General features: G+C 64.2%; 20 protein-coding genes. 16 read left to right on the top strand and 4 right to left on the bottom strand.

Annotated features, from left to right (window positions below):
* Positions 1–13 precede the first annotated feature (13 nt).
* The 6 genes from FJ419_RS26815 to FJ419_RS26790 all read left to right on the top strand — a co-directional run bounded on the left by FJ419_RS26815 (position 14) and on the right by FJ419_RS26790 (position 5614).
* Positions 14–1378, top strand: coding sequence for a pyruvate dehydrogenase complex dihydrolipoamide acetyltransferase (locus tag FJ419_RS26815; protein WP_140700298.1), 1365 nt, complete (start codon positions 14–16; stop codon positions 1376–1378).
* 133 nt (positions 1379–1511) lie between these two features.
* Positions 1512–2150 (top strand): SGNH/GDSL hydrolase family protein, encoded by a 639-nt coding sequence (locus FJ419_RS26810; RefSeq protein WP_140700296.1) that lies wholly within the window; start codon positions 1512–1514, stop codon positions 2148–2150.
* Positions 2151–2177: 27 nt separating this feature from the next.
* Positions 2178–3644, top strand: a complete 1467-nt coding sequence (gene lpdA / locus FJ419_RS26805) for a dihydrolipoyl dehydrogenase (RefSeq protein WP_140700294.1) — start codon at positions 2178–2180, stop codon at positions 3642–3644.
* 156 nt (positions 3645–3800) lie between these two features.
* Positions 3801–4058: a GlsB/YeaQ/YmgE family stress response membrane protein gene (locus FJ419_RS26800; RefSeq protein WP_095765464.1), complete on the top strand. Its 258-nt coding sequence runs from the start codon at positions 3801–3803 to the stop codon at positions 4056–4058.
* Between the two features lie 128 nt (positions 4059–4186).
* Positions 4187–5152: a lipoyl synthase gene (lipA, locus tag FJ419_RS26795; RefSeq protein WP_140700292.1), complete on the top strand. Its 966-nt coding sequence runs from the start codon at positions 4187–4189 to the stop codon at positions 5150–5152.
* A 6-nt stretch (positions 5153–5158) separates the two neighbouring features.
* The gene (locus tag FJ419_RS26790) at positions 5159–5614 is read left to right on the top strand and encodes a type II toxin-antitoxin system RatA family toxin (RefSeq protein WP_140700290.1); all 456 of its coding nucleotides are present in this window, start codon (positions 5159–5161) and stop codon (positions 5612–5614) included.
* Here FJ419_RS26790 and FJ419_RS26785 read toward each other — a convergent pair.
* Positions 5611–6099 carry a CinA family protein gene (locus FJ419_RS26785; RefSeq protein ID WP_140636719.1) on the bottom strand — a complete coding sequence of 163 codons (489 nt, stop codon included), beginning with the start codon at positions 6097–6099 and terminating at the stop codon, positions 5611–5613. The two genes, FJ419_RS26790 and FJ419_RS26785, sit on opposite strands and share 4 nt — an antisense overlap.
* Positions 6096–7325: a bifunctional 2-C-methyl-D-erythritol 4-phosphate cytidylyltransferase/2-C-methyl-D-erythritol 2,4-cyclodiphosphate synthase gene (locus FJ419_RS26780; protein WP_140700288.1), complete on the bottom strand. Its 1230-nt coding sequence runs from the start codon at positions 7323–7325 to the stop codon at positions 6096–6098. The genes FJ419_RS26785 and FJ419_RS26780 overlap by 4 nt, the downstream gene beginning before the upstream one ends.
* Before the next feature lie 252 nt (positions 7326–7577).
* Between FJ419_RS26780 and dusB the strand changes: the two genes are divergently transcribed.
* The 8 genes from dusB (at position 7578) to hflX (ending at position 17689) form a co-directional block, all read left to right on the top strand.
* Positions 7578–8606, top strand: coding sequence for a tRNA dihydrouridine synthase DusB (gene dusB / locus FJ419_RS26775; protein WP_140700286.1), 1029 nt, complete (start codon positions 7578–7580; stop codon positions 8604–8606).
* On the top strand, positions 8603–9745 hold the full coding sequence (locus FJ419_RS26770; protein ID WP_140636713.1) for a nitrogen regulation protein NR(II): 1143 nt from the start codon (positions 8603–8605) through the stop codon (positions 9743–9745). Before dusB ends, FJ419_RS26770 begins: the two co-directional genes overlap by 4 nt.
* A complete protein-coding gene (gene ntrC, locus FJ419_RS26765; protein WP_140542911.1) occupies positions 9742–11202 on the top strand; it encodes a nitrogen regulation protein NR(I) in 1461 nt (486 codons plus the stop codon). The genes FJ419_RS26770 and ntrC overlap by 4 nt, the downstream gene beginning before the upstream one ends.
* A 121-nt stretch (positions 11203–11323) precedes the next feature.
* Positions 11324–13615 carry a PAS domain-containing sensor histidine kinase gene (locus FJ419_RS26760; RefSeq protein WP_140700284.1) on the top strand — a complete coding sequence of 764 codons (2292 nt, stop codon included), beginning with the start codon at positions 11324–11326 and terminating at the stop codon, positions 13613–13615.
* Positions 13605–14966 (top strand): sigma-54 dependent transcriptional regulator, encoded by a 1362-nt coding sequence (locus FJ419_RS26755; RefSeq protein ID WP_140700282.1) that lies wholly within the window; start codon positions 13605–13607, stop codon positions 14964–14966. Before FJ419_RS26760 ends, FJ419_RS26755 begins: the two co-directional genes overlap by 11 nt.
* Positions 14967–15047: 81 nt before the next feature.
* A complete protein-coding gene (locus tag FJ419_RS26750) occupies positions 15048–15911 on the top strand; it encodes a D-amino-acid transaminase (RefSeq protein WP_140700280.1) in 864 nt (287 codons plus the stop codon).
* A 143-nt stretch (positions 15912–16054) separates the two neighbouring features.
* On the top strand, positions 16055–16300 hold the full coding sequence (hfq, locus tag FJ419_RS26745; RefSeq protein WP_006202172.1) for an RNA chaperone Hfq: 246 nt from the start codon (positions 16055–16057) through the stop codon (positions 16298–16300).
* Complete coding sequence (gene hflX, locus FJ419_RS26740; protein ID WP_140700278.1) at positions 16301–17689, top strand: GTPase HflX; 1389 nt, start codon at positions 16301–16303, stop codon at positions 17687–17689.
* Positions 17690–17697: 8 nt separating this feature from the next.
* On the opposite strand, the gene mazG is transcribed toward hflX, so the two are convergent.
* Both mazG and FJ419_RS26730 read right to left on the bottom strand, forming a co-directional pair.
* Entirely contained in the window at positions 17698–18522 is an 825-nt protein-coding gene (mazG, locus tag FJ419_RS26735) for a nucleoside triphosphate pyrophosphohydrolase (RefSeq protein WP_140700276.1), read from the bottom strand.
* Positions 18523–18592: 70 nt separating this feature from the next.
* Positions 18593–19777 carry an amino acid aminotransferase gene (locus tag FJ419_RS26730; protein WP_140700274.1) on the bottom strand — a complete coding sequence of 395 codons (1185 nt, stop codon included), beginning with the start codon at positions 19775–19777 and terminating at the stop codon, positions 18593–18595.
* 144 nt (positions 19778–19921) lie between these two features.
* Here FJ419_RS26730 and FJ419_RS26725 point away from each other — a divergent pair, with 144 nt between their 5' ends.
* Together FJ419_RS26725 and FJ419_RS26720 are read left to right on the top strand one after the other, a co-directional pair.
* Complete coding sequence (locus FJ419_RS26725; protein WP_246679403.1) at positions 19922–20443, top strand: sigma-70 family RNA polymerase sigma factor; 522 nt, start codon at positions 19922–19924, stop codon at positions 20441–20443.
* Positions 20440–21213, top strand: coding sequence for an anti-sigma factor (locus tag FJ419_RS26720; RefSeq protein WP_140700270.1), 774 nt, complete (start codon positions 20440–20442; stop codon positions 21211–21213). The genes FJ419_RS26725 and FJ419_RS26720 overlap by 4 nt, the downstream gene beginning before the upstream one ends.
* Positions 21214–21245: the final 32 nt, after the last annotated feature.

Here is a 21245-nt window from a genome sequence, read left to right as displayed (position 1 = left end):
TCGGGAGGACATCATGCCAATCAACATCACCATGCCGGCGCTCTCCCCGACCATGGAAGAGGGCAATCTGTCAAAATGGCTGGTCAAGGAAGGCGATAAGGTTTCGCCGGGTGACGTGATCGCCGAGATCGAGACCGACAAGGCGACGATGGAAGTCGAGGCGGTCGATGAAGGCACGGTCGCCAAGCTGGTGGTTCCGGCCGGCACCGAAGGCGTCAAGGTCAACGCGCTGATCGCCATCCTGGCCGGTGAAGGCGAGGATGCCTCGGCCGCTGCCAAGAGCGGCGGCGACGGCGCGCCCAAGGCCGAAGCGCCGAAAGCGGATGCCTCGAAGGCCGAGCCGCCCAAGGAGGCGCCGAAGCCGGCAGCCGCCGCGGCGGCCTCCACGCCGAAGGCCGAGCCTGCTCCGGTCGCCAACGGCCACGCCGCAGGCGATCGCGTCTTCGCATCGCCGCTGGCCCGCCGCATCGCCAAGGATGCCGGCGTCGACGTGACGGCGCTGACCGGTTCCGGCCCGCATGGCCGCGTGGTGAAGGTCGATGTCGAGGCGGCGATCGCTTCCGGTGGCGCTCCGGCTGCGAAGGCGCCCGCCGGCGCCCCATCGGCTCCGGCTCCGGCGGCCAAGCCGATGTCGGACGACCAGGTGCTGAAGCTGTTCGCCGAAGGCTCCTACGAGCTGGTGCCGCATGACAATATGCGCAAGACCATCGCGCGTCGCCTCGTCGAGGCGAAGTCGACCATTCCGCATTTCTATTTGACGCTCGATTGCGAGCTCGACGCGCTCTTGGCGCTGCGCACGCAGCTCAATGCCGCGGCCCCGATGAAGAAGACCGACAAGGGCGAAGCGCCGGCCTACAAGCTCTCGGTCAACGACATGGTCATCAAGGCCATGGCCATGGCGCTGATGGCGGTGCCGGACGCCAACGCCTCCTGGACCGAGAACGCCATGGTCAAGCACAAGCACGCCGATGTCGGCGTCGCCGTGTCGATCCCCGGCGGCCTGATCACGCCGATCATCCGGCATGCCGACGAAAAGACGCTGTCGGCTATCTCCAACGAGATGAAGGACCTGGCCGGCCGTGCCAGGAGCCGCAAGCTGAAGCCGGAAGAATATCAGGGCGGCACGACGGCGGTATCCAATCTCGGCATGTTCGGCGTCAAGGACTTCGCCGCCGTCATCAACCCGCCGCATGCGACGATCCTGGCGGTCGGCGCCGGCGAGGAACGGGCGGTGGCCAAGAAGGGCGAGATCAGAATAGCCACCGTGATGTCGGTGACCTTGTCGACCGATCACCGCGCCGTCGACGGCGCGCTCGGCGCCGAACTGCTCGGCGCCTTCAAGCGCTTGATCGAAAACCCGATGGGCATGCTGGTGTAAGAAGGGAAAAGGCGGTGCGGAAATTCTTCACCAGCCTTTTCGCTTTGATCATTTTCGATCCCGCTGGCGAGCTGTGCGCACGCCAGCGCGGCAGGCGCTCGCAGCCAGCTTTCGGCAAGGGTGGGGCAATCGCATGAAGACAATTCTCTGTTATGGCGACTCGCTGACCTGGGGCTACGACGCCGCCAATCTCGGCCGCCATGCGCTCGAGGACCGTTGGCCGAGCGTGCTTGGGGCTGAACTCGGCAACGACGTCGAAGTCATCGCCGAAGGCCTCAACGGCCGCACCACCGCCTTCGACGACCATCTGGCCGGCGCCGATCGCAATGGCGCTCGCATTCTGCCGACGATCCTGACCAGCCATGCGCCGCTCGATCTCGTTATCGTCATGCTCGGCTCCAACGACATGAAGCCTTGGATTCACGGCAATCCGGTCGCGGCCAAGCAGGGCATCCAGCGGCTGATCGATATCGTGCGCGGCCATGACTATCCGTTCGAATGGCCGGCGCCGCAGATCCTCATTGTCGCGCCGCCTGTCGTGACACGCACCGACAACGCCGAATTCAAGGAAATGTTCGCCGGCGGTGACGACGCCTCCAAGCGACTTGCGGCCCAATATTCGGCGCTGGCCGACGAGGCCGGCTGCGGCTTCTTCGACGCCGGCACGGTCGCTACCACCACGCCGCTCGACGGCGTCCATCTCGATGCCGAGAACACGCGAAACATCGGCAAGGCTCTGGCGCCGCTCGTGCGCGTCATGCTCTCGCTCTAACCCTCAGAAAGATCAGGGAGAAAACCCGTGGCTGAATCCTACGACGTCATCATCATCGGCTCAGGCCCCGGCGGCTATGTCACGGCGGTGCGTTCCGCCCAGCTCGGCTTCAAGACGGCGATCGTCGAGCGCGAGCATCTTGGCGGCATCTGCCTGAATTGGGGCTGCATTCCGACCAAGGCGCTGCTGCGCTCGGCCGAGATCATGCATTATTCGGATCATCTGAAGGATTACGGGCTGAAGCTTGAAGCGGGTAAAATCATCCCCGACACGGCCGCCGTGGTCGACCGCTCGCGAAAAGTCTCGCTACGGCTGAACACCGGCGTCGGCTTCCTGATGAAGAAGAACAAGGTCGACGTCATCTGGGGCGAGGCGAAGCTTTCCAAGGCTCCTGCCGGTGACAAGCCGGGCGAGGTCGTCGTCTCGAAGACCGCGAAGAAGGCGATGGAGCCGCAGCCGCCGGTGCCGAAAGGCGTCAAGGGCGAGGGCACCTACACGGCCAAGCACATCATCCTGGCGACCGGCGCCAGGCCGCGCGCGCTGCCCGGCATCGAGCCGGACGGCAAGCTGATCTGGACCTATTTCGAGGCCATGGTGCCGAAGGAAATGCCGAAGTCGCTGCTGGTCATGGGCTCGGGTGCCATCGGCATCGAATTCGCCTCCTTCTACCGCACCATGGGCGCCGATGTGACGGTGGTCGAGCTGCTGCCGGCGGTGATGCCGGTCGAGGACGCCGAGGTCTCGAAATTCGCGCAAAAACAGTTCGAGAAGCAAGGCATGCAGATCCTCCTCGAGGCCAAGGTGACCAAAGTCGAAAAGGGCGTCAATTCGGTCACCGCGCATGTCGAGATGAAGGACGGCAAGGTCGAGAAGATCACCGCCGACCGCATGATCTCGGCCGTCGGCGTGCAGGGCAACATCGAGAATCTCGGCCTTGAAGCGCTTGGTGTGAAGACGGATCGCGGCTGCGTAGTCGTCGACGGCTACGGCAAGACCAATGTGCCCGGCATCTACGCGATCGGCGACGTCGCCGGCCCGCCTATGCTCGCCCACAAGGCCGAGCATGAAGGTGTGGTCTGCGTCGAGAAGATAGCCAATTTCCCGGGCGTGCACCCCGTCGACAAGTTGAAGATCCCCGGCTGCACCTATTGCAGCCCGCAGGTCGCTTCCGTCGGCCTGACCGAGGCGAAGGCCAAGGCGGAAGGCAAGGATATCCGCGTCGGCCGCTTCCCGTTCAGCGCCAACGGCAAGGCCATCGCGCTCGGCGAGGACCAAGGCTTCGTCAAGACCATTTTCGACAAGAAGACCGGCCAGCTGCTCGGCGCGCATATGGTCGGCGCCGAGGTGACCGAGCTCATCCAGGGTTTTGTCGTGGCGATGAACCTGGAGACCACCGAGGAAGAGCTGATGCATACGATCTTCCCGCATCCGACACTGTCGGAGATGATGAAGGAGAGCGTGCTCGACGCCTATGGCCGCGTTTTGAACGCATGATGAGTCACCAATCGGTGATCAGTCATCACCCGGTGATCGATGGCCAATCCGTGCTAACGTTGTCGGGCGAGACTCACACGCGGCAGCCGGAGAAAGCTGACGGCAAGGCGGTTCGTATCCGGATGCATTTTCACCTGATCGAGGAGGAATTGGCACATGCATATGAATGGTGTCGGCTGGATCGCAGCCATCATCGTCGGCGGCTTGGCGGGCTGGCTGGCCGAGATGGTCATGAAGAGCAACACCGGTATCTTCATGAACATCATCATGGGGATCGTCGGTGCGATAGTGCTGAACGCGATCCTGCAGGCTCTCAACATCCAGTCGTTCGGCGTCGGCTGGGTCGCCTATCTGATCACCGGCTTCATCGGCGCCTGCCTGCTGATCTTCGTCGGACGGCTCGTGCGTCGCTGACCCGAAGCCGCCGTTATGCGAAAATGGCCGTGGCGGCATGCGCTGCCGCGGCCTTTTTCTTTGTCCCGAAAAGTCCTAGATGACGCAAGACAGGCGGCAGGCGAAATCGCGGCCGCGAAGGGTTTGAGATGGTCACAGTCGTAGACACGATCGCCAACCGGCCGCGCCCGCGGCATCCCGAAAAGGCGCACCGGCCCGACCAGGAGGTGCTGCGCAAGCCCGACTGGATCCGCGTCAAAGCGCCGGTTTCCAAGGGCTATGCCGAAACGCGCGAGATCGTGAAGTCGCACAAGCTGGTGACGGTGTGCGAGGAGGCCGGTTGCCCCAACATCGGCGAATGCTGGGACAAGAAGCACGCCACCTTCATGATCATGGGCGAGATATGCACGCGCGCCTGCGCCTTCTGCAATGTCGCGACCGGCATCCCGACCGCGCTCGACCAGGATGAGCCGGTGCGCGTGGCGCAGGCCGTCAAGCAGATGGGGTTGAGCCACGTCGTCATCACCTCCGTCGACCGCGACGATCTTGACGACGGCGGCGCGCAGCATTTCGCCGACGTCATCCGCGCCATCCGCAAGGCAACGCCTTCGACGACGATCGAGATCCTGACGCCCGACTTCCTGCGCAAGGACGGCGCGCTGGAGATCGTCGTCGCGGCCAAGCCCGACGTCTTCAACCACAATCTTGAAACCGTGCCGTCGAATTACCTGACGGTTCGCCCCGGCGCGCGTTATTTCCACTCGATCCGGCTTTTGCAGCGGGTCAAGGAACTCGATCCGTCGATCTTCACCAAATCCGGCATCATGGTCGGGCTCGGCGAGGAGCGGAACGAGGTGCTGCAGTTGATGGACGATCTGCGTTCGGCCAATGTCGACTTCATGACCATCGGCCAGTATCTGCAGCCTTCCAAGAAGCACCATCCGGTGATCCGCTTCATCCCGCCGGACGAGTTCAAATCCTACGAGACCATTGGCAAGACGAAGGGTTTCCTGCTGATGGCGTCGAGCCCGCTGACGCGCTCCTCGCACCATGCCGGCGAGGATTTCGCCAGGCTGCGCGCGGCGCGCGAGGCGCAGCTCGCGAAGGCCAGCTGACCTTCGATGCCGAAATTCGAGGCGACACGCCGCGTCGCGCATACGCCCGACGAGATGTTCGCGCTGGTGGCGGACATCGAGGCCTACCCGCAATTCCTGCCGCTCTGCGAATCGCTCACCGTACGCTCGCGCAAGGAGCGTGACGGCCGCACCATCCTGGTTGCCGATATGAGCATCGGCTACAAGGCCATCCGCGAGACCTTCACGACTCAGGTGCTGTTGAAGCCCGACGAGAAAGCGATCGACGTCAAATACATAGACGGCCCGTTCAAATATCTCAGCAACATATGGCGCTTCGATCCCGCGACCAGCGGCTGCGAGGTGCATTTCTTCATCGACTACGAGTTCAAGAGCCGAATCCTCGGCGCGGTGATGGGTACGATGTTCGACCGCGCCTTCCGCATGTTCTCGGAAGCCTTCGAGAAACGGGCAAACGTGATTTACGGTGTAAAGCCCGTCTAACGTTCGCCGAGCGCGCGCAAGCCGAGTTGCAGCGCGTGCCTCACCGTCTCGTGCCGGATGAATTCGCGGCCCTTGTGACCGAACAGCTGCCGCTCGGCGATTACCGGTTGTCCGGCAAGCGCTATCCCGAACCAGACAAGGCCGACCGGCTTGTCGGCCGAGCCGCCGCTGGGGCCGGCAATGCCGGTGACGGCGAGCGACAGACTTGCCTGCGAATGCGTCAGCGCCCCCGCCGCCATTTCCAGAACCGTCTCGCGCGAGACTGCGCCATGCGCGTCGAGCGTGGCAGCGGAGACGCCGAGCATCTCCATCTTGGCTTCGTTGGAATAGGTGACGAAGCCGCGATCGACCACGGCGGAAGACCCGGCGATATCGGTGAGCGCCGCGATGATCAGGCCGCCGGTGCAGCTTTCGGCCGTGGCCAGCATGATGCCGCGCTGTTGGCAGGCCTGGAGCAGGGCATTTGCGAGTTCGGCGTTGCTCATGCCGGCACCTCGCCCGGATAGACGACGCTGGCGGTGGCGATCGCGGCGATACCTTCGCCGCGCCCGACAAAGCCGAGCTTCTCGTTGGTTGTCGCCTTGATCGAAATGCGCTCGGGCGCGATGCCGAGCATGGCTGCGAGCGCTTGCGTCATTGCCGCGCGATGCGGCCCGACGCGCGGCGCCTCGCAGATCAGCGTGATGTCGGCATTGGCGATACGGCCGCCGCGCTCGCGCACCAGCCTTGCCGCGTGCTCAACGAAGATCTTCGAGGCAGCACCCTTCCATTGCGGGTCCGATGGCGGGAAATGCGTGCCGATATCGCCGGCGCCGCAGGTGGCGAGCAGCGCATCGGTCAGCGCATGCAGCCCGACATCGGCGTCCGAATGGCCGGAGAGTTTTCGATCATATGGAATGGCGACGCCGCAGAGCGTTACATGGTCGCCGGGCTCGAACGCGTGCACGTCATAGCCATTGCCGGTGCGAATATCCGGGAAGCGCTGCTGCGCGCTCGAGAGCCGCTGGTCGGCCAATGCAATGTCCCTTGCCCAGGTGAGTTTGACGTTGTCCGGCGATCCGGGAACGATCCTGACCGGTATCTGCGCCCATTCGGCGATCGCCGCATCGTCGGTGAACTCCGTCTTGCCCAGACGATGCGCCTTCTCGTGCGCGGCAAGCAACGGCCAGAACGGAAAGCCCTGCGGCGTCTGCGCGGCATGGAGGCCGGCTCTCGACACCGTCTCGTCGATCATGCCGGCGGCCGATTCCCGCTTCAGCGTGTCGGCGACAGGCAGCGCCGGCAACGCGCCCTGGCGCTCGCCGATGGCTTCGATGGTGCGGTCGATCAGCCCGGCGTCGACGAAGGGTCGCACGGCGTCATGCACCAGCACTTTCGCCGGTGCCTGGTCCCTCAGCGCCAGGAGGCCGAGCCGGACGGATGCCTGGCGTGAAGGGCCGCCGATAACGGCGACAAGACGATTGCCATGCGCTTCGGCCGCGCGTTGGAAAAGGTCGGCGTCGTCGGCATGGATGGCGACGACCACGGGACCGATCATCGGATGGGAGAGGAAGATATCCAGCGTATGCGCGATGACGGCACGGCCGCCGATACGCTGATATTGCTTCGGACCGTCGGCCTGTCCGGCGCGCGCGCCGCGGCCGGCGGCAACGATCACCACCCCGATCCCGCCGTTCAGGCCTGCCGCTTGCTTTTCGCTTGCCTCGCTCATTCCGATCGGTCCTAGAGCCGGATGATTTCAGGTCGATTCGACCTGAAATCTGAATCCGTCTCTAATCAAAGAAGTAGAGCATGATGTCGGCCGAAAACCGCTCACACTTTTCGGCATCATGCTCTAGTCGGGGTGATGGCCGAAGGCCAGCTTTTTCCAAAATGCGCCTTAATGTGACGTCATTGCGCGTTGCACAATGCCACACTTCTGGCTAGAGAATGTGCAACGATCGAGCATGCTTGGTTTTTGTGCATGGCTGAACTGACCACATTGGCATCGCCTCTTGATGTCGCCGGCGTGAAAATCCGTAATCGGGTTTTCCTGGCGCCGATGTCGGGCATCACCGACGAGCCGTTCCGGCAGCGCGCGCACGCGCATGGCGCGGGATTGGTCGTTTCGGAAATGGTGGCGAGCGGCGAACTGGCCAAGGGCAGGGCAGGCTGCGACCTTCGCATCCGTCATTCCGGCCTGCCGGTGCATATGGTGCAGCTTGCCGGCCGCGAGGCCGTGCACATGGCCGAGGGCGCGCGAATCGCGGCGGGCGAGGGCGCCGATATCATCGACATCAATATGGGCTGCCCGGCGAAGAAGGTGACCGGCGGCTATGCCGGCTCGGCGCTGATGCGCGACCTCGACCATGCGCTGTCGCTGATCGAGGCGGTGGTCGGCGCCGTTTCGGTGCCGGTGACCGTCAAAATGCGGCTCGGCTGGGACGAAAGCGCGCTCAACGCGCCGATGCTGGCGCGGCGCGCCGAACAGGCCGGCGTCAGCATGGTGACCGTGCATGGCCGCACGCGCTGCCAATTCTATCAGGGCAAGGCCGACTGGCGCGCCATCGCGCGCGTCAAGCAAGCCGTCTCGATCCCGGTGGTGGCCAATGGCGATGTCGGTTCGCCGGAAGAGGCGGCGACAATCCTCGAACAGTCCGGCGCCGACGCGGTGATGATCGGCCGCGCACATTACGGCGCCCCCTGGGTCGCGGGCAGCATTGCGGCTGCCGGAACTGACGCATCCGCTCAAGGCATTCCGCACACGCCGCAGGCGCTCGCCGACTATGTCGTCTCGCATTACGAGGACATGCTCTCGCTCTACGGCATAGAAAGCGGCCTGCGCCAGGCGCGCAAGCATCTCGGCTGGTATCTCGACCGCCATGCTCCCGATGTTTCAGCCGAGCGGCGCAAACGCATTCTCACGTCCTTCGAGCCGGATGAAGTCGTGGCCGAATTGTGCCGCGTCTTCGCCGATGGCGCGCAACCGACCAGCCTGCGGAGCGCGGCATGAAGGCGGACGTGCCACAGCAGCCCGATATGGCCGATGCCGCCAACATCGTGCTCAACACCATCCGCCGCCCGGTGATCATGGTCGATCCGGATGGCTTCATCACATTCGCCAACGCCGATGCCGAGGACTTCTTCCGCTCCAGCGCGAATATGCTTGCCCGCAACACGCTGTCCAAGCTGGTGCCCTTCGGCAGCCCGCTGCTGACGCTGGTCGACCAAGTGCGCGAACGCCGCGCGCCGGTCAACGAATACCGCGTCGACGTCTCGTCGCCGCGGCTAGGCATCGAAAAGATGGTCGATCTCTATGTCGCGCCGGTGCCGGAATTTCCGGGCTCGGTCGTCGTCATGTTCCAGGAACGGTCGATGGCCGACAAGATCGACCGCCAGATGACGCATCGCGGTGCGGCGCGCTCCGTCACCGGTCTTGCCGCGATGCTGGCGCATGAGATCAAGAACCCGCTCTCCGGCATCCGCGGCGCCGCCCAGTTGCTCGAGCTTTCCGCCTCCGATGAAGATCGCGCGCTGACCCGCCTGATCACCGACGAGACCGACCGCATCGTCTCGCTGGTCGACCGCATGGAAGTGTTCTCCGACGAGCGGCCGATCGAACGCTATCCGGTCAACATCCATGTCGTGCTCGACCATGTGAAGGCGATTGCCAAGAATGGTTTCGCAAGACGGATCAAGATCTTGGAGGAATATGATCCATCATTGCCTCCGGTCTTCGCCAACCGCGACCAGCTGATCCAGGTCTTCCTCAACCTGGTCAAGAACGCCGCCGAGGCGATCGGCGCCGATCCGCAAGGTGAGATCGCGCTCTCGACGGCCTTCCGCCCAGGCATCCGCGTCTCGGTGCCGGGAACCCAGGACCGGGTCTCGTTGCCGCTGGAATTCTGCGTGCATGACAATGGTCCCGGCGTTTCCGAGGACATCCTGCCGATCCTGTTCGATCCGTTCATCACCACCAAGCCGAACGGCTCCGGACTTGGCCTTGCGCTGGTCGCCAAGATCGTCGGCGAGCATGGCGGCATCATCGAATGCGATTCGACGCCGCGCGGGACGACATTTCGCATCCTGCTTCCAGCCTGGAAGGAGGCCGCACCAAGCGCCGGCGATGAAGCTGAAGGAGACCGCACATGACCGCTCGCGGCAATATTCTCGTCGCCGATGACGATGCGGCCATCCGCACCGTGCTCAACCAGGCGCTGTCGCGGGTCGGCCACGAGGTGCGCGTCACCTCCAATGCCTCGACGCTGTGGCGTTGGGTGGCTGCGGGCGAGGGCGATCTCGTCATCACCGATGTGGTGATGCCCGACGAAAACGCCTTCGACATGCTGCCGCGCATCAAAAAGGCACGGCCCGAGCTGCCGGTCATCGTCATGAGCGCCCAGAACACGTTCATGACCGCTATCCGCGCCTCCGAGACCGGCGCCTACGAATATCTGCCGAAGCCGTTCGACCTGACGGAGCTGCTCAACATCGTCAGCCGGGCGCTGGCCGAGCCGAAGCGGCCGAAGCTCGATGCCCGCGCGGAAGACCAGCCGGAGACAATGCCGCTGGTCGGCCGATCCGCCGCCATGCAGGATATCTACCGCATGCTGGCGCGCATGATGCAGACCGACCTCACTGTCATGATCAGCGGCGAGTCCGGCACCGGCAAGGAGCTGGTAGCGCGCGCGCTGCACGAATATGGCCGCCGTCGCGGCGGCCCGTTCGTGGCCATCAACATGGCGGCGATCCCGCGCGACCTGATCGAATCGGAACTGTTCGGCCACGAGAAGGGCGCCTTCACCGGGGCACAGAACCGCTCCAGCGGCCGGTTCGAACAGGCCGAGGGCGGCACGCTGTTCCTCGACGAGATCGGCGACATGCCGATGGAAGCGCAGACCCGGCTGCTGCGCGTGCTGCAGCAGGGCGAATACACCACGGTCGGCGGCCGCACGCCGATCAAGACCGACGTCCGCATCGTCGCGGCCACCAACAAGGACCTGCGCACGCTCATCAACCAGGGCCTGTTCCGCGAGGACCTGTTCTATCGTCTCAACGTCGTGCCGCTGCGACTGCCGGCGCTGCGCGAGCGTTCCGAGGACATTCCCGACCTGGTGCGGCATTTCTTCAAGCAGGGCGCCAGCGAGGGCCTGCAGACCAAGCGCATATCCTCCGGCGGCATCGAGCTCATGAAACGCTATCCTTGGCCAGGCAATGTGCGCGAGCTTGAAAACCTGGTGCGCCGGCTGGCCGCCCTCTACTCGCAGGACGAGATTTCGTCGGAAATCATTGAATCGGAGCTGAAAACCGGCGAAAGGCCGGTCGTGCCCGATGGCGGCGCGCTCATCCCCGACGATCTGTCGATCGGCCAGGCTGTCGAGCATTTCCTGCAGCGCTACTTCGCCTCCTTCGCCGGCGAATTGCCGCCGGCCGGGCTCTACCAGCGCATTCTTGCCGAGGTCGAGTATCCGCTGGTGCTGGCTTCGATGACGGCGACGCGCGGCAACCAGATCAAGGCGGCGGAGCTTTTGGGGCTCAACCGCAACACGCTGCGCAAGAAGATCCGCGAGCTCGGCGTCAACGTCTACAAATCGGCCAGGCAGCCGTAACGTCACCTCGTCCCGTCGGTGAATTTTGTCTGGGAAAGATTATCTTCCCGGCCACACTTGTTGCATAATCGCCACAATGCGTTGCATACATCCGACGCGATGACCGACTCTGTACCGCGACATGGCAGCTGAGGCTCCGACCCTGACCCAACCGCTTTTCAACCAGACCGGCACGCGTGACGGGCGACGGTTGCTGGCGTTGCCCGGCGTGGTCGCCATTGCCGGCGCGGTGATCACCGCGGCCATCTCGTTTGCGATCCTGGTCGGCGCGACGCCGATCGCGCCGACCGCCGACGCGACCTGGGCCCTGATCGCGGCCAATGCCGTCTTTGTGCTGTTCCTCATCGCCTTGATCGCGCGCGAGGTGCGACGCATCGTACTGGCGCGGCGCCATGGCAGGGCTGCCTCGCGGCTGCATGTGCGTATCGTCGCCATGTTCGCTCTGGTCGCCGCCATCCCGGCCATCATGGTGGCGATCATCGCCTCGATCACGCTCGACATCGGCCTCGACCGCTGGTTTGAAATCCGCACCAAGACGATCGTCAACTCGTCGCTGTCGATCGCTGACGCCTATGTGCAGGAGAACGCGCGCAACCTGCAGGGCACGACATTGTCGATGGCATACGATCTCGATGCCTCGCGCACGCTTTACGGTCTCGACAAGGGCGGTTTCCTCGATCTGTTGAACAAGGAAGCCGTGGGGCGCGGACTGGCGCATGCGGCCCTGATCAAGCCGGACGGCTCGTTCGTCATGAACGCCAAGACCGACGCCGATTTCCCCATGCCCGAGCCGCCCTCGGGCGCCGTCGACACCGCGGCCGACGGCAAGCCGGTGCTGATAGAACCGCGCACCCGCAACATCATGGGCGCCATCATCAAGCTGCGCGAGATCGAAGGGCTTTATCTGTACACGATCCGGCTGGTCGATCCCGACGTGATCAAGGCGCGCCAGATCGTCAGGGGCAACACCGACGAATACCGCAATCTGCAGGACAATCGCCGGACCTCGCAGGTCGCCTTCGCGTTGCCTTATCTGTCGCTCACGCTGATCATCACGCTCTCGGCGATCTGGACCGGCATCGCGGTCGCCGACCGGATCGTGCGGCCGATCCGGCAGCTGATCGGCGCCGCCGACGAGGTGGCGACCGGCAATCTCGACGTTGCCGTTCCAGTACGCCAGTCCGATGGCGACGTCGCCTCGCTCGGCGAGACCTTCAACAACATGATCCTGGAGCTCAAGTCGCAACGCAACGAGCTGCTCTCGGCCAAGGATCTGATCGACGAGCGCCGGCGTTTCTCCGAGGCGGTGCTTGCCGGCGTCACCGCCGGCGTCATCGGCGTCGACCCCTACGGCATCATCACCATCGTCAATCGCTCGGCCGAGACCATGCTGACGATTTCGGCGAATGCGACGCTCGGCCAGAACCTTTCGACGGTCCTGCCGCTTGTCGGTCGCGTGTTCGAGATCGGGCGCCAGTCCGGCAAGCCGGTCTATCGCGAGCAGGTGACCTTCTTCCGCACCGGTCTGGAGCGCACGTTCAATGTCCAGGTGACGGTCGAGTCCGGCGACGACGGCGAGGAAGAGAAATCCTATGTGGTGACGGTCGACGACATCACCGATCTCGTCCAGGCGCAGCGTTCGTCGGCCTGGGCCGATGTGGCGCGGCGCATCGCGCATGAGATCAAGAACCCGCTGACGCCGATCCAGCTTTCGGCCGAGCGCATCAGGCGCCGCTACGGCAAGGTCATCACCGAGGACCGCGAGGTCTTCGACCAGTGCACCGATACCATCATCCGCCAGGTCGAGGACATCGGCCGCATGGTCGACGAATTCTCGGCCTTTGCCCGCATGCCGAAGCCGGAGATGAAGGCGATCGACCTTCGTGAGTCGTTGCGCGAGGCGTCCTTCCTGGTCGAGGTCAGCCGCTCGGACATTGCCTTCCAGCGCGATTTCGGCAGCGAGCCGTTGAAAGGCACTTTCGACAGCCGCCTGATGGCTCAGGCCTTCGGCAACGTCATCAAGAACGCGGCCGAGGCGATCGACGGACTTGATGCGCAGGACCGTTCGGGCGGCACAATCCGGATTCAGGCCGGACGGCAAGATGGCGCCATACGAATCGACGTTATCGATAACGGCAAGGGGCTGCCGCGCGAGAATCGCCAAAGGCTTCTCGAGCCCTATATGACGACGCGCGAGAAGGGCACCGGGCTTGGCCTCGCTATCGTCAAAAAGATCGTGGAGGACCATGGCGGCCGTCTCGAATTGCACGACGCGCCAGCGGATTTCCATGGCGGCCGGGGCGCGATGATCTCGATCATCCTGCCCCCGGCCACGATCGTAGCCGCGCCGCCACGCGGTGAAGGTCGAAGCGAACACGAACGAGAAACTGAAAAGGTCGGTAATGGCGTCTGACATTCTCATCGTCGATGACGAGGAAGACATCCGCGAACTTGTCGCCGGTATATTGAGCGACGAGGGTCACGAAACCCGCACGGCCCATGATGCCGACAGCGCGCTTGCGGCGATTGCCGATCGCGCGCCGCGGCTGATTTTCCTCGATATCTGGCTGCAGGGCTCGCGCCTCGATGGCCTGGCGCTGCTCGACGAGATCAAGACCATGCATCCGAACATGCCGGTGGTCATGATCTCCGGCCACGGCAACATCGAAACGGCGGTGTCGGCCATCCGGCGCGGCGCGTATGATTTCATCGAGAAGCCGTTCAAGGCCGATCGCCTCATCCTGATCGCCGAGCGCGCGCTGGAGACGTCCAAGCTGCGGCGCGAGGTCTCCGACCTCAAGCAGCGCAGCGGCGAGACCTTCGACCTGATCGGCATGTCGTCGGCGATGAGCCAGCTGCGGCAGACCATCGAGCGCGTCGCGCCGACCAACAGCCGCGTCATGATCATCGGCCCCTCCGGCTCAGGCAAGGAACTGACGGCGCGGGCCATCCACACGCTGTCGTCGCGCAAGTCCGGTCCGTTCGTCACGCTGAGCGCGGCCACCATCACGCCCGAGCGCATGGAGATCGAGCTGTTCGGCACCGAATCGAACGGCACCGAGCGCAAGGTCGGCGCGCTGGAGGAGGCGCATCGCGGCATCCTCTACATCGACGAAGTCGCCGATATGCCGCGCGAAACGCAAAACAAGATCCTGCGCGTGCTGGTCGAGCAGCAATTCGAGCGGGTAGGCGGCACCAAGCGCGTCAAGGTCGATGTCCGCATCATTTCCTCGACCTCGCAGAACCTGGAAGCAATGATTGCGGACGGCCGCTTCCGCGAGGACCTTTACCATCGCCTGGCCGTTGTCCCGGTCATGGTGCCGGGGCTCGCCGAGCGGCGCGAGGACATTCCCTACCTCGTCGACAACTTCATGAAGCAGATTGCGCGCCAGGCCGGCATAAGGCCGCGCCGCATCGGTGACGATGCGCTGGCCGTGCTGCAGGCGCACAACTGGCCGGGCAATGTTCGCCAATTGCGCAACAATGTCGAGCGACTGATGATCCTGGCGCGCGGCGAAGAGGCCGATGCGCCGATCACCGCCGACCTTCTGCCGTCCGAGATCGGCGATGTCATGCCGCGCACGCCCAACCAGTCGGACCAGCACATCATGGCCCTGCCGCTGCGCGAGGCCCGCGAGCAATTCGAGAAGGACTACTTGATCGCCCAGATCAACCGCTTCGGCGGCAACATCTCGAAGACCGCCGAGTTCATCGGCATGGAACGATCGGCACTCCACCGCAAGCTGAAGTCGCTGGGTGTGTAGCGAGCGCTTGGCCCACGCGATTGTTCATTACGGCAGGGGCGGAATCGCCTAAGAAAGCCGGACATTTCCCTGAGGATTCCCATGCCGCGCATTGCCTATGTCAACGGGCGCTATGTCGTCCATGCTCAAGCCAGCGTCCATATCGAGGATCGCGGCTACCAGTTCGCGGACGGCGTCTATGAGGTTTGCGAGGTGGCGCGCGGCCATATCGTCGACATGCCGCGCCATCTTGCCAGGCTCAAGCGCTCGCTGAAGGAACTTTCGATCGCCTGGCCGGTCACCGAAAGCGTCCTGCCGATGCTGCTGCGCGAGGTGGTCAATCGCAACGGCGTGGTCGACGGCCTCGTCTATGTGCAGGTGACGCGCGGCGTCGCCAGCCGCGAGTTCGTATTTCCGCCCGCGGGCACAAGGCCTTCCCTGGTCATAACCGCCAGAAAAGCCGATCCGGCCGCGGCGGCGAAGCGGGTGGAGACCGGCATCAAGATCATCACAGTTCCCGAGAATCGCTGGGACCGCGTCGACATCAAGAGCACCGGCCTCTTGCCCAATGTGCTCGCCAAGCAGAAAGCCAAGGAAGCCGGCGCCCAGGAAGCGTGGTTCGTCGACACCGACGGCAACGTCAAGGAAGGCGGCTCGTCCAACGCCTGGATCGTTACCAGGGATGGCGTCCTTGTGACCCGGCCGGCCGAGCATGGCATCCTGCGCGGCATCACTCGCACGACGCTTTTCGATGTCGCCGCCAAGCTTGGCCTCAAGATCGAGGAACGCGGGTTTTCGGTCGCCGAAGCCAAGGCGGCCAGGGAAGCATTCATCAGTTCGGCGACCACCATCGCGATGCCGGTGATCGAAATCGACGGCGCGCCGATCGCAAATGGCCATCCCGGTTCGATGACACTTTCGTTGCGGCAGGCCTTTTTTGACATTGCGGAAAAAAGTCCAGCCTGATAACCGCACAACTGGAAGTAACCTCAACTATCTCATTCTGCTTGCCATTATGTCGGCAAGAGGGGGTTTGCGCGCTTGACAGGTGCCTCGTAATTTGGCGCATTGGCCCGTAAACCGAAGGGGATCGGCGAAAGACAAGAAAAATGGCGGAACGATCGCAAAACCTTCAGGACCTGTTCCTGAATTCAGTTCGCAAGAGCAAAAATCCACTTACCATCTTCCTCATCAACGGCGTGAAGCTGACCGGCGTCGTCACTTCGTTCGACAATTTTTGTGTGTTGTTGCGGCGCGACGGGCACTCCCAGCTCGTCTACAAGCACGCTATTTCCACGATCATGCCGAGCCAGCCGGTTCAGATGTTCGATGGCGAGGAAAGCCAGGGCGCCTGATTGGCACGTGATAAGGACGCGGACCGCAGCGTTCGCGGAAAACAAGGACATCAACTCGGGCCGGAATCCAAGGATCCGACCCGCGCAGTTGTCATTGTGCCGGTGCTTACCCGCCAGCCGCGCGGCGACGATGAGTCGAGCCGTCCGCGCCTGAGCCGTTCGGCAGATGCACGCCATGACGAAGCGGTCGGGCTTGCCAGCGCCATCGATCTCAACCCGGTTCACACCGCGGTGGTGACCGTTGCCGATCCGCGGCCGGCCACGCTGCTCGGCAGCGGCAAGGTTGCTGAATTTGCTGAAATCGTGAAGGAGCGCAAGGCGGAGCTGGTCATCGTCGACCATCCGCTGACGCCGGTGCAGCAGCGTAATCTCGAAAAGGAACTGAACGCCAAGGTGCTCGACCGCACCGGGCTCATCCTCGAGATCTTCGGCGAGCGGGCGCGCACCAAGGAAGGCACGCTGCAGGTCGAGCTTGCGCATCTCAACTACCAAAAGGGTCGTCTGGTGCGGAGCTGGACCCACCTCGAGCGGCAGCGCGGCGGCGCCGGCTTCCTCGGCGGTCCGGGCGAAACCCAGATCGAATCCGACCGGCGCATCCTGCAGGACAAGATCACCAAGCTGAAACACGAGCTGGAGACGGTTCGGCGCACGCGCGACCTGCACCGCGCCAAGCGCAAGAAGGTGCCGTTCCCGGTGGTGGCGATCGTCGGCTACACCAATGCCGGCAAGTCGACGCTGTTCAACCGGCTGACCGGGGCAGGGGTGCTGGCCGAGGACATGCTGTTCGCGACGCTCGATCCGACGCTGCGGCGCGTGCGGCTGCCGCACGGCACGCCGGTTATCCTATCGGATACGGTGGGCTTTATCTCCGACCTGCCGACGCATCTGGTGGCGGCCTTCCGGGCAACGCTGGAAGAAGTCGTCGAGGCGGATCTGGTGCTGCATCTGCGCGACATCTCCGATCCCGATACGGCGGCCCAGGCCGAGGACGTGGAACGCATTCTTGGCGATCTCGGCGTCGATGCCGCCGACGCGAACCGCGTGATCGAGGTCTGGAACAAGATCGACCTGCTCGACGAAGGCAATCGCGAGCGCCTGCTTGCCGAGAGCGCCAGCGGCAAGGCGCCGCCGATCTCTATATCGGCGGTCACCGGCGAAGGGATCGACGCGCTTAAAGCGCTCATCGAGACGCGCGTGTCGGGCGAGCTGGAAACGATGACTGTGACGTTGAGCCCTGCCCAGCTTGGCCAGGTCGACTGGCTCTACCGCAACGGCGATGTCGTTTCGCGCACTGACAATGAAGACGGCAGCGTCACGCTCTCGCTGACAGCCACACACAGCGCCAGGCAAGAGATAGAGAACCGCCTGCATCGCAGGAGCCATAGCTAACCGGCTGATTACTTGGTGCCTTTGGCCTGCTGCCAGAGCGCTTCCATCTCGTCGAGCGTTGCCTTCTCCAACGACTTGCCCGAGGCCTCCAGAGCCTGTTCGACATAGTGGAATCGCGAACGGAACTTTTCGTTGGTGCCGCTGAGCGCGGCTTCGGAATCGAGCTTGAGGTGGCGGCCGAGATTGACGATAGCAAACAGCATGTCGCCGAACTCGTCCTTGATGGGAGCGGCGTCACCGGTGGCGAGCGCCTCGCGCAATTCCCCGATCTCTTCCTCTATCTTGTCGAGGATGGGAGCTGCCTCGCTCCAGTCGAAGCCGACGCGCGCCGCCTTCTCCTGCAGCTTGAGTGCGCGCGTCAGGGCAGGGAGCGCGACCGGAACGCTGTCGAGATAGCCCTTGCCGTGATCCTCCGGGTCGAGACCACGGACGATGCGGGCATCGCGCTTCTCGGCTTTTTCAACCGCCTTGATCTTCTCCCACATGCCTTTGGCCATGCCGGCGCTGCGCGCCTTCTCGTCGCCGAAGACGTGCGGATGGCGGCGGATCATCTTGGTGGTGATGGCCTCGACGACATCGCCGAAAGCGAACTCGCCGATCTCCTCAGCCATCTGCGCGTGATAGACGACCTGCAGCAGCAGGTCGCCGAGCTCATCGCGCAGATCGTCGAGATCGCCGCGCGCGATCGCATCGGCCACTTCATAGGCTTCCTCGATCGTGTAGGGCGCGATGGTTGCGAAATTCTGCTCGATATCCCACGGGCAGCCGGTCTTCGGCACCCTGAGCGCCGCCATGATCTCGATCAGCCGGGAAATGTCCTTGGAGGGCTTCATGATTTGAGTCTATCCCGCGGCCAGCGTCCGACCAATCCTGGCCGGACACCGAAACGAGTTGTCCACAGCCTCAGTCGAGCACCGAGACGATCGCCTTGGCGAGATCGTCCATGCCGTCCTCCGGCAGGCCGGCCACGTTGATGCGGCTGTCGCCGACCATATAGACGGCGTGCTCGGCGCGAAGGCGTTCGACTTGCGCCTCGGTCAACCCAAGCCTCGAAAACATGCCGCGATGGCTGGCGACGAAATCGAAGCGGTCGGAATTGGACTGCCGGCGCAACGCTTCGGCGAAGGCGACGCGCAGCCGAAGCATGCGCAGCCGCATCTCCTCGAGCTCCGTCTCCCAGTCCTTCCTCAGGGCAACGTCTTCGAGCACCATCCGCACCGCCGCCGCGCCGTGATCCGGCGGCATCGAATACAGCGCGCGCGCTGCCGCCAGCATCTGGCTCATCGCCACATCCGCCTGCGCGCCGTCCTTGGCCATGATCATCGCGGCGCCCACGCGGTCGCGATAGACGGCGAAATTCTTCGAGCAGCTCGAGGCGACGACCATTTCCGGCACCTTGCCGGCAAGCAGCCGCAGACCGGCGGCGTCGGCATCGAGGCCCTCGCCAAAACCCTGATAGGCGATGTCGACGAAAGGCAGCAAGCCGCGATCCAGCAGGACATCGGCGACCTGGGCCCACTGCGCGATATCGAGATTGGCGCCGGTCGGGTTGTGGCAGCAGCCATGCAGCAGCACGACGTCGCCGCTGTTGGCAACTTTCAGCGCCGCCAGCATCTCGTCGAAGCGGACTGCGCCCGATGCGGTATCGAAATAGGGATAGTCGCGAACCTGCAAACCAGCGGCGCGCATCACCGGCAGATGGTTCGGCCAGGTCGGATCGGACAGCCAAACCGTCGCGCCGGGGCGCGTGCGCTGCACGAGCTCGGCCACCAGCCTGAGCGCGCCGGAGCCGCCCGGCGCCTGTGCCGCGCGGATGCGCGAAAGGTCGGCCTTCTCGCCAAAGGCAAGCTTGATCATGGCCGCATTGAAGCCGGTGTCGCCGGCAAGGCCCAGATAGGTTTTGGTGTCCTGGCTCGCCAGCAACCGTTTCTCGGCCTCGCGCACGGCACGCATCACCGGCGTCTTGCCGTCGATGTCCTTGTAGACGCCGACGCCGAGGTCGACTTTGCCGGGCCGTGGGTCGTTCCGATAGAGGCCGATCAGGGCAAGGATTTTGTCGGCGGGCGCGGGCTGCAGGGTCTCGAACATCGAAAGGACTCCAATGGCGGCGGAGTGATACGCAAATCGATCCCGCCGCGCCAGCGGTTTCCGCTGTGGCGGCGACACGAAAAGAAATGCCGGGCAGGGGATTAAAACCCCTACATGCTCCGTAAACAGGGCATGAAACGGTCGATGGCACGCTTCGATATCGCCGGGCAGTTGGGCTCGCTGCGGCGCTATGCGCGCTCGCTGACGCGCGACAGCACTGAGGCCGAGGATCTCGTCCATGACGCGCTGGTGCGCGCTTATGAGCGGCGCGCGACCTTCCGGTCAAGCGGCAATCTGCGCGCCTGGCTGCTGGCGATCGTGCACAACATCTTCATCGACCGCATGCGCTCGCGCCGCTCCGAGGCGGCGCGCATCGAACAGGCGGGCCTCGTTGCCGACCAGAGCATGCCGGCGTCGCAGGACCATTCGGTTCGCCTGTCGCAGGTCCGGGAAGCGTTTCTTTCGCTGCCGGAGGAACAGTGCTCCGCGCTCCATCTCGTCGCCATCGAAGGGCTTTCCTATCAGGAGGCCGCCGAAGTCATCGGCGTGCCGCTCGGAACGCTGATGTCGCGCATCGGCCGCGCGCGCGCCGCGCTGCGCGAGATGGAAGAGGGCGCGGCGCCGAAAGCCAGGCCTCATCTCAGGATCGTGGGAGACGATCAATGACCGCTATTGTCGACCCCGTGACCGATGCCGACCTCGACGCCTATGTCGACGATCAGCTGGATGTCGCCCGCCGCATCGAGGTCGAGGCGCACCTCGCCGCGCGCCCGGAAGTGGCGGCGCGCGTGATGTCCGATCTGAGGACGCGCGACGAACTGCGCGTCGCGCTTGCTGGCCCTGTCGGCAGGGCGCGTCCGGCCACGACAGAAGCGGCGCGCCGGCTGGAAAGAGGCCTTGCCAGGGGACGCATCCTTGCCGTGCTGCAGCGGGCGGCCGCAGCGGCCGTGCTGGTCGCGGCAGGCTGGCTGGCCAACGGCGCTTTCGGGCCGATCGCCGTGACCAAGGTGGTCGCCTCGACGCAGCCGCCGGCCTATGTCGAGGATGCGGTCCGGGCGCACAGGACGACCTTGGTGCGCGAGACGATGCCGTCGCAGCAAGAGGCGCCGGGCTACGATCCCGACGAGATCCGCGCCGCGACCGCGATCGTCATGCCGTCGCTGCCCGACGACTGGAAGATTCGCGACGTCCAGGTCTATCCCTCGCAATTCGGGCCGAGCGTCGAGGTAGCGGTCGAGACCAAGGACCTCGGTCTTGTCTCGTTGTTCGCCATCAGGCCGGGCAGGTTCGATGTGGTGAAGCCGACGATCGCGCCCTCCGACGACATCTCAACCGCGTATTTCCAGATCGGCGAGGTCGCCTATGCGGTGGTCGGACGCGGCGACGCCGGCAGCCTCGACCGTGCCGCCGAGAAACTCGCCAGAACTCTCTACTGAAAACAAACCCTCTACCGAGAACCAAGGAGAAA

The organism is Mesorhizobium sp. B2-6-2, assembly GCF_006440615.1.
Classification (GTDB): domain Bacteria; phylum Pseudomonadota; class Alphaproteobacteria; order Rhizobiales; family Rhizobiaceae; genus Mesorhizobium.
Note: the sequence above shows the minus strand (reverse complement) of the source record. Positions and strands in the feature narration are given on the sequence as shown.